The following is a 14,258-nucleotide window of genomic DNA, read 5'->3' as shown; positions in this document are numbered from 1 at the left end:
AACACTAGGCGTATAGGAAGTACCATTGATTTTTACATCAGAAATAGTATCCTCTTGACCATACATCACTGCGTTATTGGCTAACCACTGATATTGAATAACTCTTGGGAACGTATCGTCGATCGTTACTCTCATTGCTGAAGACTCAATGGTTTGCGATGCGGCATACGCTTCCGTACTTATGATTTTTGTTAATGTTCCATTGAAACTTCCAACCACTTGAACAGACACAAAGAAAACAAGCAAAGTCGATATTTTAGAAAATTTACTTTTCCAAGCCAAGTTTCATCATCCCTTTTATTAAAATTATAATTCGGAATTAAAGAATGCAAAGAGAAAAGCTGCGCTTTTCTCTTCTCATGTCAGTTGCTTATTATTGCAGGATCAGACGGGCGATACCCGCTAAATCGATAATATCGATCTTGCCGTCATGATTGAAGTCAGCAATTTTAGCCTTATTCCAATCCGTACTAGCCGTTGTCTTTCCATAATTCGCCGCTGCAATACCCAAGTCTCCAATATCAATGCGACCATTTCCATTAAAGTCTCCTGGAGCGAAGATGATAATCAGTTGATTAAAGGCTTGCAATGCTTGGTTTAGCGTATTCGCCGCGTTATCAATCTGCTGTTGGGTAGCCGCAGAATCCGAGTTGGTCGTTTTAGCTGCGTTAATAGCAGACAACAACACAGTTTTGGAACCTATCGGATATTGGCCGGCTAGAGCTCCCTCTTCCGCTTTATCATAAACGGACTGAGCTGTATCAATGACCGCTTGTAAGGATGTACGATCAGGTGCACGATCAACAGGGGTAACGGAAACCATCAAAGATGTCAATGCGGCTTCCGACTCTTGACCCAACGCATTGGAAATGGCAGCATCGGTCAGGTTTAAGTTGGCTTGTGCCACCTGTGGAAGCAACTTCGCTTTCCAATTGATCTTGAATACATCTCCACTTGTCGTTAACGCTCCAATTGCCCCTTGAGCCGCTGCTATAATTCGAATTTGTCCTGCCACGTCAGTCTTGATCTCAAGCGCTGCGAATCCGGGCTTCAACGGTTCCACCGATATAAAATCAATGCCATTCGTTCCAAAGTTTAACGTGATATCTGCTGCATAAACCGAGGAATTGACACTGTTTGCCAGATTGCCAAAGCCTACATTCGTGCTGAATAATGCTCCACTCTGAACCGAGGCAGGACCCGTTAGCATTCCAGTTACTTTAGGCGAGCCAATTGTAAAACTAATATTCTTTGTTTGCTCAACAAGTCCCGCTTGGTCGGTTGAGCGATACATAACCATGTACTGGCCTTCCTGTACGAAAGTAACAGGCGTCGTATACGCCACCCATGTATTCCCGTTATCCAGACTGTAATCCGTCTTCTTCACACCTGACAAGATATCATTGGCACTTGCTGTCACCGTGACAGAAGTGATGTATTCGCCATTTGGTCCGTCCGGCCCGGCTGGTGACAGGGTCACTGTTGAGACTGGCGCTGTTTTGTCGATTTTAACGGTTACCGTATGCCCAGCTTCTGTGTTGCCCGCGTCTACGCTCCAGTAGTTGATTCTATGAACGCCCTCCGTTGTCAGCACGACCGAGGATCCGGTTTGCTGAGTTCCACCATCGACGATGTAATTTGTCGTCAAAGTGCCAGATACGCTACCCGTTGCGTTTAGGTTTACCGTGGTGTTTTGGTTAACCCAGCCACTTGGCGCATTGTCCGTTGTCGTTAATTTCACACTAGTAGATGGGCTTCTATAGACCTTAATTTCTGCTGCGGATGCAAAACCGCCAATGCCGGCCGTTGCCTCCAGCTTCACATACTTTGCCGTAACTGGCGCGAATTGAACGTTCTTCTCTGAAGTGTCATTGGTCCAACTGCCAGTTGCAACCTTCGTAAAATTCGTTCCATCGCTGCTGACATAAATATTGTAGCCTGTTATATTGCCGTTCGTGCCTCCGCTCTGCCTTGGCAAATATTTGAGATTCGTCACATTATTATAAGTGCCGCCAAGATTCAAGGTGATCGATTGTGGAAGCGGATTGCTTAAATTCCATTTTGTATGCCATATTGAATCATTGTTTCCATCTAGTACTTTAGAAGCCGAATTATTATCGGATGCCGTTTCCTCACTAGTTGCCGTTGCTGTCATTTGCGATTGTGGAATGATGACCGGCATATCATAGCTCACATTCAATTCTGCTGCGGATGCCCAGCCGCCATTGCCGACCGTTGCTTCCAGCTTCACATACCTTGCCGTCGTTGCAGATGCGATTTGAGCGTTTTTCTCCGTCGCGTCATTAGCCCAGCTGCCGGTTGCGACTTTTGTAAAATTCGTTCCATCATTGCTGACATAAATGTTGTATCCTGTTATATTGCCGTCCGAGCTTCCGTCCTGCCTTGGCAAATATTTGAGATTCGTCACATAATAAGCGCCGCCAAGATTCAAGGTGACCGATTGTGGAAGCGGATTGCTCAGATCCCCTTTAGTTTGCCAAAATGTTGTATTATTTCCATCCAACAAATTGGAAGCTGAATGATTCGCGGATGCCGTTTCCTGACTGGTCGCTGTTGCCGTCATTTGCGATTGCTGTATAATAGCTTCTTTTGTAGCCGCACTAACCGGGGAACTCCATGCGCTGGTTCCTACCGAATTCTTGGCCCTTACCCTATAAGTATGTGTTGAGTTTGAAGCAAGTCCAAGATGAGGATATGGACTACTCAACATGTTTACTACCGTTCCATCAACTTCAAGATCATAATCGAACGCTCCAGGGGAAGCATCCCAATTTACATTCATTTGTGAAAAGTTTACAGCTGATGCTGTTAAGTTAGTTGGTACTTGAGGGATAGACAAGTTTGAATCAAATCTGAACCAGTTCATATTAAACAGAAACCCCGAGCCGCCTGTAAAAACAAGGTATACCTTCTGCTTGCCTGTAGCCGCTGCATTGCTAATATTGCAGGATTGGGACGTCCATGTCTGCCAACCGCCAGTAGGAGCAACTGCACAGGTACCTACTAAAGTGCCTGTCGGACTGTTAAGCCTGATTTCTATATTGCCGCCACTCACTACCGTTGCAACCCTTGCGCTGAAAGTCGTCGCTCCATTTCCGAAGTCAATTTGATCGAATTTCAACCAAGAACCATTAACGATCCAGCCTACATACTGGTCTTTTCCATTGATGATCTGATCATTGACGAACTGCATATTGACGCCAGATTTATCGTCATATCGTTCAGCTTCAACTTTTTGCCCGACTGTAAATAAGTTTCCGGTATTCTCGCTAGTAGTTAAATGAACCCAGTCAACATCTACGTATCCGCCGATGGCAGAAGTAGCATAAGTAAATATACCGTACCTCATTCCTACGTATAATTCCTGGCGGAGCGGCATTGACCCGCCGAGTTGTATAAAGGTCGTCCCGTCTGTACTGTAGTAATAGTTTGCTATTGCTGATAGCTTCGGAGAATCAGCCTTGAACCAAATTTGGTTTCCTGAAAAGGGTACGCTGACAACTTCTGTCCCCAGATCATTGACAACAATGCTCTTAACGCCATTAACTTTTTTTACACCAATAAAGTTATATTTTTTTTCAATTACACTTAAACCGGCTACATCGCCATTGGCCATATTCGTGGTATCCATCTTGACAATAGCTGTGGAATCCGGACCTAACAGCCTTTGCGTGAGCGTATTTTTTGAGTATGAAAGATTGGATGTCACAGTAGCTGTCTTTAACCTCATGAAACCTGGTCTTTCTGTTAGGGACCATTTTGTATCATCCGGATTATGATTCCATTGCCAAATGAGTCCGAGTGTGGAATTGTCGAACTCATCCGAAGTAACGGGTTCCTTCATCGGAGACGTCCCTGTTCCACCCACATTCGGTTTCGGGTATGTGACCACAGCCTCTTTATTAATTCCCATAATCGGCCAGTCGTCAACCCATGTTACAGGTTGTAATGTAGGTACACGTCCATAAGGATATCTGTCTTGGAAGATGATCGACCACCATTCTCCTGTCGGCGTATCGACGATCGCACCTTGGTGTACCCCCCCGCCAGTCCAGTTCATGAAGCTGGTCATGATATCGACTTCACCAGAATACGGCCCATAAATGTTCGTTGCTCGAGAAGCTACTTCCTTCTTTGAGCCTTGACTCCATGTCGGGGTGGTCAGAATATAATAATATCCGTTTCTCTTGTAAACCCTGGATCCCTCGCAGTAGTAACCACTAGTACATGAATACATTAACTGTTGAGGCGTTTTTACAGCCTTGCCATCCGCGGTCAATTCAGTTATATATATGTTGCTTTGTCCATGTGCAACATAAACTCTGCCATCATCATCAAAAAACATGCCTGGGTCATACAACTGTACGCCTGTTGACTTGCCGTCTACAGTCAATATCTTTGTCATCGTCCAAGGACCTGCCGGATCGGTAGCCGTTGAAAGATACGCCCCCTCCCGGTTGGAATTAAAAAGGACGTAAAATGTTCCATTATGATACCTTATGCTGGTTGCCCAAGGCCCTTCATTGTATTCGTCTCCGCCAACGAAGTTGTATGTTGGACTATCCATCCTCGGAACAGCATAACTGCAAAACTCCCAATTCACCAAATCCTTGGATTTCATGACGGGAGCGCCAGGAATCAGGTGCATACTCGTGGAAACCATATAATAATCTGTCCCCACCCGAATGACGTCATTATCCGGATAGTCCCCCCACAAAACTGGGTTGGTGAATGTACCGTTTCCATTATCAGATACCCATGCATATGCTGGCTTAACAGTCCCTAAGATCATCACAATACCAAAAATGAATGCAACTAGTATTGTTGCTTTTAAATTCGCATAATTTTTCATCGTTCGCCTCCAACGTTAGAAAATTCAAAAAAGAGACCGCGCCTTTTGCAGCGCGGTTAAATTGTTCAGAATTCGATTTCAATTCTTCTTTTTTCTTTCCCCTCACATTAGTTGTTATAATAGGATCCGACTCGCGATTTCCGCTAAATCACTAATATCGATCTTGCCGTCATGGTTAAAGTCGGCAATTTTAGCCTTATTCCAATCCACGCTGGTCGACGTTTTTCCATAATTCGCCGCTACAATTGCCAAGTCTCCAATACTTACATGACCATCACCATTGATATCCCCTGGCAAGGCAGTGATGATCAACTGATTGAAGGCTTGCAACGCTTGGTTTAACGTATTAGCTGCGCTATCGATCTGCTGCTGGGTAGCCGCAGGATCCGAGTTGGTTGTTTTAGCTACGTTAATAGCAGACAACAACACCGCTTTGGAACCTGTCGGATATTGACCGGCTAGAGAACCCTCTACCGCTGTATCGTATTTGGACTGCGCTGTGTCAATGACCGCTTGTAAGGATGTACGATCAACAGGGATAACCGATACCAATAATGAAGTCAATGCGGCTCCTGTCTCTTGACCCAATGCATTGGAAATGGCAGCATCGGTCAAGTTCAAGCTGACTTGCGGCAACTGTGGGGACGACTTCGCTCTCCAATTGATCTTGAATACATCTCCGCTTGTCGTTAACGCCTCCATTGCCCCTTGAGCCGCGGCAATAATTCGAATTTGCCCTGCCACGTCAGTCTTGATCTCAAGCGCTGCGAATCCGGGCTTCAACGGTTCCACCGAGACAAAATCAATGCCATTTGTTCCAAAGTTTAACGTGATATCTGCTGCATAAACCGAGGAATTGACACTGTTTGCCAGATTGCCAAAGCCTACATTCGTGCTGAATAATGCTCCACTCTGAACCGAGGCTGGACCCGTTAGCGTTGCAAAAGGTAACGTTGGCACAGGCGGTGTTTGTCCGCTTATCGTTATTGTCGTGGAACCTTGTACACCGCTGCCGTCCACAGCTGTTGCAATCACTTTCACTGTCCCATCTTTGACAGCTGTAACTAATCCGGTGGCACTCATAGTCGCTTTATCCGTTGCCGTGACACCATCGGCCTCGAAGACGCTCCATGTCACATTGCTGTTTGTTGCATTAGCAGGCAGAACTGCAGCCTGCATTTGCAGTGTGCCATTCTTGTTAGTGATCGCATTCGCGCCATTCGCATCGCTTACAGAGATCGATGCAACGGCATTCATCACTTGCTGCACTTGAGCTCGAGTCAACGCACCACTGTATACGCGAACATCGTCCAGCAATCCATTGTAAGGTTCAGAATTGTTTTCTGCGGCTCCTAACTCGAATAGTTTCGATGACTGTTTAAGCGCTCCGGTGTTGGTTGTGTCTTGGGCTACTAAATTACCGTCGATATAGATCTTCATACCTGTTACATTATCGTAGGAAGCTGCATAATGATGCCAGTTGTTATCGTAGTAGCCAGGTTTCCATGTAAACGTAAGCGGAACATAACTTGATGAAGTGTTTGGCCAAAATACAGCACGGCCATTACCTGCGGCATCAAGCTGCAATCCAGTGAAACGTCCATCATGACGAATTAGGTCAGCTTTTGTACCAGATGAGGCCTGAGAAGTCTTGAACCAGAACATTTGGGTCTCACCGCTCGCCGCCGTTGAATTCAAAGTAGACGAATTGCTGAACTCGACCCGTTGAGTGTTTGTAGCAGTACCATTAAATGAAAGCGCTCCGCCGAGCTTGCCCGTGGTCCAAGTCGGGCTGTTGGCTGTCATCGTTCCTGTGTTGCCGTTTCCAGATAAATCAGTTACGGTTGTACCAGAAACTTCGTCGAGCTTCCACCAGGCGGCAAGTGCCGCTAAAGGCGTTGTTTGCCCGCTTATCGTTATTGTAAAACTAAGATTCTTTGGTTGCTCAACAAGTCCCGCTTGATCGGTTGAACGAACCATAACCATGTACTGGCCATTCTCTACGAAAGTAACAGGCGTCGTATACGCCACCCATGTATTCCCGTTATCCAGACTGTACTCCGTCTTCTTCACACCTGACAAGATATCATTGGCACTTGCTGTCACCGTGACAGGAGTGATGTATTCGCCGTTTGGTCCGTTTGGTCCGTTCGGCCCGGCTGGTGACAGAGTCACTGTTGAGACTGGCGCTGTTTTGTCGATTTTAACCGTTGCCGTCTTTTGGGCTTCTGTGGTACCCGCGTCCTCTACGCTCCAATATTTAATTGTATGAACGCCTTCCGTTGTCAGCGCGATCGAAGTTCCAGTTTGCTGGGCTCCACCGTCTACGATGTAATTTGTCGTCACAACGCCAGATCCGCCACCCGTTGCGGTTAGGTTTACCGTGGTGTTTTGATTGACCCAGTTTGTCGGTGCATTGTCCGAAGTCGTTAGTCCTGCAGCGGCACTGTTCGTGCTTCGATACACGTTAATTTCTGCTGCTGATGCAAATCCGCCTGCTCCGCTCGTTGCTTCCAACTTCACATAAGCTGCGTTCACGGGCGCAAATGTAGCACTTTTGAGAGCAGAACTGTTTGCCCAACTTCCGCTCGATACTTTCGTGTAATTTACGCCATCTGTACTCGTATACACGTTATAACTCGTAATGTTTCCATTCGAACCACCTGCTTGCCTTGGCAAGTAATTGACTTGACTAACTTTATAGTTGCCTCCTAAATTTAGCGTGATCGACTGTGGCAATGGATTAGATAAATCCCATTTCGTATGCCAAATGGTGGACGTGTTATCGTCAATAGCATTTGTCGCTGCATCACTGGCTTGAGCGCTCGTTGCGGTTACAGACATTTGCGCATGTGGAATTAACACCGGCAAGTCAAAGTAAACATTGAATTCTGCTGCCGATGCATATCCGCCGCTCCCCTCTGTTGCCTCAAGCTTCACATAGGAAGCATTTGTAGGCGGAATCGTAGCGTTCTTCTCTGTTGCATCATTCGCCCAGTTTCCGGTTGAAACTTTCGTAAAGTTAACGCCATCATTACTTGTATAAACATTGTAAGCCGTAATTTTTCCGTTGTTGCTTCCATCCTGTCTTGGCAAATACTTCAGATTCGTCACATTATAAGTGCCGCCAAGATTCAAAGTGATCGATTGTGGAAGCGGATTGCTCAAATCCCATTTGGTATGCCAGATGGTCGTTGAATTATCGTCTATGGCATTGGATGCTTCACTACCAACTTGAAAGCTTGTTGTCGTAGCTGTCATTTGCGATTGTGGAATCAAATTGCTAGGGGGAAGTACGCCGCCCACATTCACTGTAAAATCATCCATGACAAAATCCGTGTTATTGCTTGTTACCTTTTTAACGCCTACCCAGGTGTTTCCAGTAGCGCTTCCTGCAATTACTTTTGTAAACGTCTGTGGAGAAGTAACGGTACTGAAGTTAGTGCTTGATACTTCATTCGTTCCATCGCCTACAATGAACGCATAATCCCCGGCTTGTTGATTCTCATATTTGAAAGTGATCGTATAGTTCGTGCCTGGCGCTAATCGAAGCGTTTGCGGCAACGTCCTATAGAGTAGACCCGTATTCTCCTTATGCGATACCAGCGACCAATTCCCGTTGATCGTATGGTCAATCGCGTTTCCGTTCCATCCTTTTTGCGTGTAAGGCGCATGTAATTCGGAAAGATGAGTTCTCGGGTCGGTATTGCCTCCCGCATCCGCCTTGACAAACGGATACCAGCCAGCGTCTACATGCTCAAAATCTTCCGAAAAATAAGCTCCTGTCGGATTTGCAGCCCGCTGTACTTTCATCATATGGACATCATCGTATGTAATGGCTCCCGTGCCTGTTACACCTTTCAGGTAAAGCGTTGCCGTAGATTGCCCTGCCGGAACGTCAAACAGCACACGCATCCTTTGCATTTTGGTATTACTCTTAGCATCTCCTGCAATCAAATTAGTTGCAAAAGACGTATCCGTATAGTTGCTCACTTCATCGCCGCCATAATCCTTGACTCCGATAACGGCACGGCGCGCGCCGTCCACTTGTACGTAGACGTAAGCTGAATAAGTTCCCTGCGTAAGTCCCGTAAGCTGTTGACTCACCGTTACATCAGCGCCGCTTGCTATTTTAAGTTCACTTTGGCCAAGCCCATTTCTCTGTACGGATGCTTTCGTCGTATCGCCAGTTACCGTCCAGGAAGCGAGTCCTCCACTATTGAAACCAGGATCTTTCAATGGCGTACCTTCACCATACTTCACATCAGGCGTTGCTGCAGCGTCGCCTTTGTAAATCACGTAAGGCGTATTTGCGGTAGCATTAATGGAAACCTGATTGTTCGTTACCGGCAAATCTTGCATGACCTGCTTGCCTTGATCGGACAGTTTGTAAATCTTAACTGTACTGAGTCCTGACCAACTTAAAGGCAGTGTCCAAGTCGTACTTCCTCCGGTTGAATTCCAGTGATAAAGCTTATCTTCCGTATTCGGATTCCATGGAAGCAGATAGGCTCCGCCATTCAAGATGGTGATGCCGTCCTTTGTCATCACTTTTGTGCCGCTTGCATTACTGACGCTAACGTTGTTAGCAAAGTTGATCGTGTTGCTCGTCCATTTCTGGATCGGGAAATGCTGCATATATTTCGTCGGAAGATTCGTATTAAAAGTCATCTTGATCATATCGTCATAGTTGACCTTGCCTACCCAGCCTTCGTATGCAGACATTTCGGTGCCGCCTAACAGCGGATTACGTGCGATCCATGTATCCTTCTGATGATTGCGGATAAACCGAGCGATTTGGCTATTAAATCCTTTGTAATTTTGCCCTCCATAGTTATAATCGACAGCCCAGTGGTACCAGAGAGCATCTTTCTCCATGACATCGGGGAACTCCGTGGCGGCGCCCCATCCCAAAGTGTTCATTTCTCGTGCAAGCCTCTGGCCGTCCCAGCCTTTTTCGTACCAGGCATCTGCATATATAAAGTCTAGATTTGGCACAGCATCTTTTAATTCCTGCAAGCGATTTAACCTCGCCCCAGTCGAAGCTTCGTTGCGCATTTGAGCTGTATTGAAATCGTAAGATTGGTCTAACCAATCCCAGCCCAATTTTTTCGGGTCTACCAACGTGTCGCTAAAATATTTCGCTTCCGGGAGAGCGCCAGTTCCGCTAATATGCACACCAAAAAATCCCCCGTACTCATGACCTACATTAACAAGCGTGTTCATATCTGCCGCTCCGCCTTGGCGAAAGCCAATATTATTGCCGTAATCCGGGTGAGCGGAGTCATGACCTTCCTGTTGATACCCTTTCAGCTCAATAAACTGTTTCAACCCATCGGTCGCCAGATAGATTTGCTTCGTTTCATCCAACGTCTTTAAAAAAGGGTTCGTTGCTTGGCTTCCGAAATTAAACGGGATGCGTTGAACGACGAGGTCGGGAATCTTTTCGCTGTTAAACGGAATATCCATAATGCTGCGGAACGCTACAGCCGCATCTTGCCAATCTACGCTGCTATCGCTATTGGCATCGCCAGTAATAACAACCTTTTCGCTTGGCAGCGCTTCGGCTGTGCTCATGCCTGCCGGCCTGTACAACCATGACCCGCTCCAAATTCCGGTTCGCGTATAGCCGGCTTTGCTTACAGTCTGTTTACGAAGCCTTTCATTATCGCCATCTGTCGCATAATCTGAAACTGCATTCGTCCAGATGCCTCCTGCAAGCTGGCTCGTATTCAGGAAAGTATACAAATAATTTTTCGGTGCGCTGTCCGTAGCAGGGCTGCCGGTTACATCTAGGAACGTATCACCTGTACCGGTAACCGCCGTATACATCCGCGAGCCAGAAAATGCTGCTCCTGCTTGCGTGCCTCTAACGGAAAGCAGATTATGATTTGGGATTTCAAATGTACTGACCTTTGTAGCGCCATTCTCATTGATCCCTGTAACTTTATAAGTCAACGTATTCCCAACAACTTCGATTTCCATTGTCATCGAAACACTTATCGAAGGAATCGCTAATTCATAAGACGCCTTTGTGCCCGTTTTACTGAATGTAACACTTGGCGTATAGGAAGTACCATTGATTTTTACATCAGAAATAGTATCCTCTTGACCATACATCACTGCGTTATTGGCTAACCACTGATATTGAATAACTCTTGGGAACGTATCGTCGATCGTTACTCTCATTGCTGAAGATTCAATGGTTTGCGGTGCTGCTGCATAGGCATCAGTAGATGTAAATTTTGTTAATGTTCCACTGAAACTGCCCATCACCTGAATAGACATAAAGAAAACAAGACAAGTCGATAATTTAGAAAGTTTACGATTCCAAGCCAATTTCATCATCCCCTTATTGAATTTTACAATCATGCCACTTTTACCGTCCTTTACAAGCAACCTTTCTACAAACACTTGCTACTCATTTAGATTTATTCACTACCTTTCAATGGAGTAATATGTAGAAGAAAAGATAGGTGAAGCGCTTACAGCGTAATTGTAATAGGATTTCAACTATAAAAGAATGATATATCTTGTTGAATACCCCTCATTTTTCGAACACATCCTCTAAGAAACATACAGAAAGAACTTTCCAATTCTTCTTTTTGTAACATATTCCTCGGGTCGGAACTTTACCTCCAGCTTCCTTCAGATTCCACCTCGCGCGTGGCGCACACACATAAAAGTCATGTGGGACTTTTTCAGTGAAAGTCCTTTTTTAAAGCATGAAAAGAGAAAAGGTTCTCTTCACTCTTTTCTCTTTCCATACCAGTTGTTTATTATTGCAGGATCAAAATGGCGACTCCCGCTAAATCGATAATATCGATCTTGCCGTCATGATTAAAGTCGGCAATTTTAGCCTTATTCCAATCCTCGCTGGCCGACGTCTTTCCATAATTCGCTGCTACAATAGCCAAGTCTCCAATACTTACATGATCATCACCATTGATATCTCCTGACAAAGCAGTGATGATCAACTGATTAAAGGCTTGCAACGCTTGGTTTAACGTATTAGCTGCGCTATCGATCTGCTGCTGGGTAGCTGCAGGATCCGAGTTGGTTGTTTTAGCTGCGTTAATAGCAGACAACAACACAGCTTTGGAACCTACCGGATATTGACCGGCTAGAGAACCCTCTACCGCTGTATCGTATTTGGACTGCGCTGTGTCAATGACCGCTTGTAAAGATGTACGATCAACAGGGGTAACCGATACCAATAATGAAGTCAATGCGGCTCCTGTCTCTTGACCCAAGGCATTGGAAAGGGCAGCACCGGTCAGGTTCAAGTTGACTTGCGCCACCTGTGTGAGCGACTTCGCTTTCCAATTGATCTTGAATACATCTCCACTTGTCGTTAACGCTCCCATTGCCCCTTGAGCCGCTGCTATAATTCGAATTTTTCCTGCCACGTCAGTCTTGATCTCAAGGTCTGCGAATCCGGGCTTCAACGGTTCCACCGAGACAAAATCAATGCCATTTGTTCCAAAGTTTAACGTGATATCCGCTGCATAAACCGAGGAATTAACTCTGTTTGCCAGATTGCCAAAGCCTACATTCGTGCTGAATAATGCTCCACTTTGAACCGAGGCTGGACCCGTTAGCGTTGCAAAAGGTAACGTTGGCACAGGCGGTGTTTGCCCGCTTATCGTTATCGTCGCGGAACCTTGTACACCGCTGCCGTCCGCAGCTGTTGCAACCACTTTCACTGTCCCATCTTTGACAGCCGTAACTAATCCAGTGGCATCAATCGTCGCTTTATCCGTTGCCGTGACACCATCAACCTCGTAGACGCTCCATGTTACACTGCTGTTTGTTGCATTGGCAGGCAGAACAGCAGCCTGCATTTGCAGTGTGTCATTCTTGCTAGTGATGGCATTCACACCATTTGCACCGCTTACAGAGATCGATGCAACAGCATTCATCACTTGCTGCACTTGAGCTCGAGTCAACGCACCACTGTATACGCGGACATCGTCCAGCAATCCATTGTAAGGTTCAGAATTGTTTTCTGCGGCTCCTAACTCAAATAGTTTCGATGACTGTTTAAGCGCTCCGGTGTTGGTTGTGTCTTGGGCTACTAAATTACCGTCGATATAGATCTTCATACCTGTTACATTATCGTAGGAAGCTGCATAATGATGCCAGTTGTTATCGTAGTAGCCAGGTTTCCATGTAAACGTAAGCGGAACATAACTTGATGAAGTGTTTGGCCAAAATACAACACGGCCATTACCTGCGGCATCAAGCTGCAATCCTGTGAAACGGCCGTCATGACGAATTAGGTCAGCTTTTGTACCAGATGAGGCCTGAGAAGTTTTGAACCAGAACATTTGGGTCTCACCGCTCGCCGTTATTGAATTCAAAGTAGACGAATTGTTGAACTCGACCCGTTGAGTGTTTGTAGGAGTACCACTAAAAGAAAGCGCTCCTCCGAGCTTCCCCGTGGTCCAAGTCGGGCTGTTGGCTGTCATCGTTCCTGTGTTGCCGTTTCCAGATAAATCAGTTACGGTTGTACCAGAACCCTCGTCGAGCTTCCACCAGGCGGCAAGTGCCGCTAAAGGCGTTGTTTGCCCGCTTATCGTTATTGTAAAACTAAGATTTTTTGGTTGCTCAACAAGTCCTGCTTGATCGGTTGAACGAACCATAACCATGTACTGGCCATTCTCTACGAAAGTAACAGGCGCTGTATACGCCACCCATGTATTCCCGTTATCCAGACTGTACTCCGTCTTCTTCACACCAGACAGATTATCATAGACACTTGCTGTAACCGTGACAGGAGTGATGTATTCGCCATTTGGTCCGTCCGGCCCGGCTGGTGACAGAGTCACTGTTGCGACTGGCGCTGTTTTGTCGATTTTAACAGTTGCCGTCTTTTGGGCTTCTGTGGTACCCGCGTCGTCTACGCTCCAATAGTTAATTGTATGAACGCCTTCCGTTGTCAGCGCGATCGAAGTTCCAGTTTGCTGGGCTCCACCGTCTACGATGTAATTTGTCGTCACAACGCCAGATCCGCCACCCGTTGCGGTTAGGTTTACCGTGGTGTTTTGATTAACCCAGCCACTTGGCGCATTGTCCGTTGTCGTTAATCCTGTAGATGTACCGAGACCGCTTCGATACACGTTAATTTCTGCTGCTGATGCAAATCCGCCAACTCCGCTCGTTGCCTCCAACTTCACATAAGCTGCGTTTACGGGTGTAAATGTAGCGATTTTGAGAGCTGAACTGTTTGCCCAGCTTCCGCTCGTTACTTTCGTGTAATTCACGCCATCTATGCTCGTATACACGTTATAACCCGTAATGATTCCATTCGAACCACCTGCTTGCCTTGGCAAGTAATTGACTTGACTAACTTTATAGCTGCCTCCTAAATTTAGCGTGATCG

At 46.1% G+C, this 14,258-nt stretch carries 4 protein-coding genes; all 4 read right to left on the bottom strand.

What is annotated here, in order from left to right:
- The coding region (locus AC58PQ_RS29255) for a hypothetical protein (RefSeq protein ID WP_497247867.1) at window positions 1–282 on the bottom strand (282 nt) is incomplete at its 3' end.
- Window positions 283–373: 91 nt separating this feature from the next.
- Complete coding sequence (locus tag AC58PQ_RS29250; protein ID WP_497247864.1) at window positions 374–4,873, bottom strand: family 43 glycosylhydrolase; 4,500 nt, start codon at window positions 4,871–4,873, stop codon at window positions 374–376.
- A 114-nt stretch (window positions 4,874–4,987) separates the two neighbouring features.
- Entirely contained in the window at window positions 4,988–11,245 is a 6,258-nt protein-coding gene (locus tag AC58PQ_RS29245) for an endo-alpha-N-acetylgalactosaminidase family protein (RefSeq protein ID WP_497247862.1), read from the bottom strand.
- Between the two features lie 407 nt (window positions 11,246–11,652).
- The coding region (locus AC58PQ_RS29240) for an OmpL47-type beta-barrel domain-containing protein (protein WP_497247860.1) at window positions 11,653–14,258 on the bottom strand (2,606 nt) is incomplete at its 5' end.

This window comes from Paenibacillus sp. J22P143 (assembly GCF_059692035.1).
The sequence above is the reverse complement of the archived record's forward strand: the minus strand, read 5'-3'. Positions and strand labels throughout refer to the sequence as shown.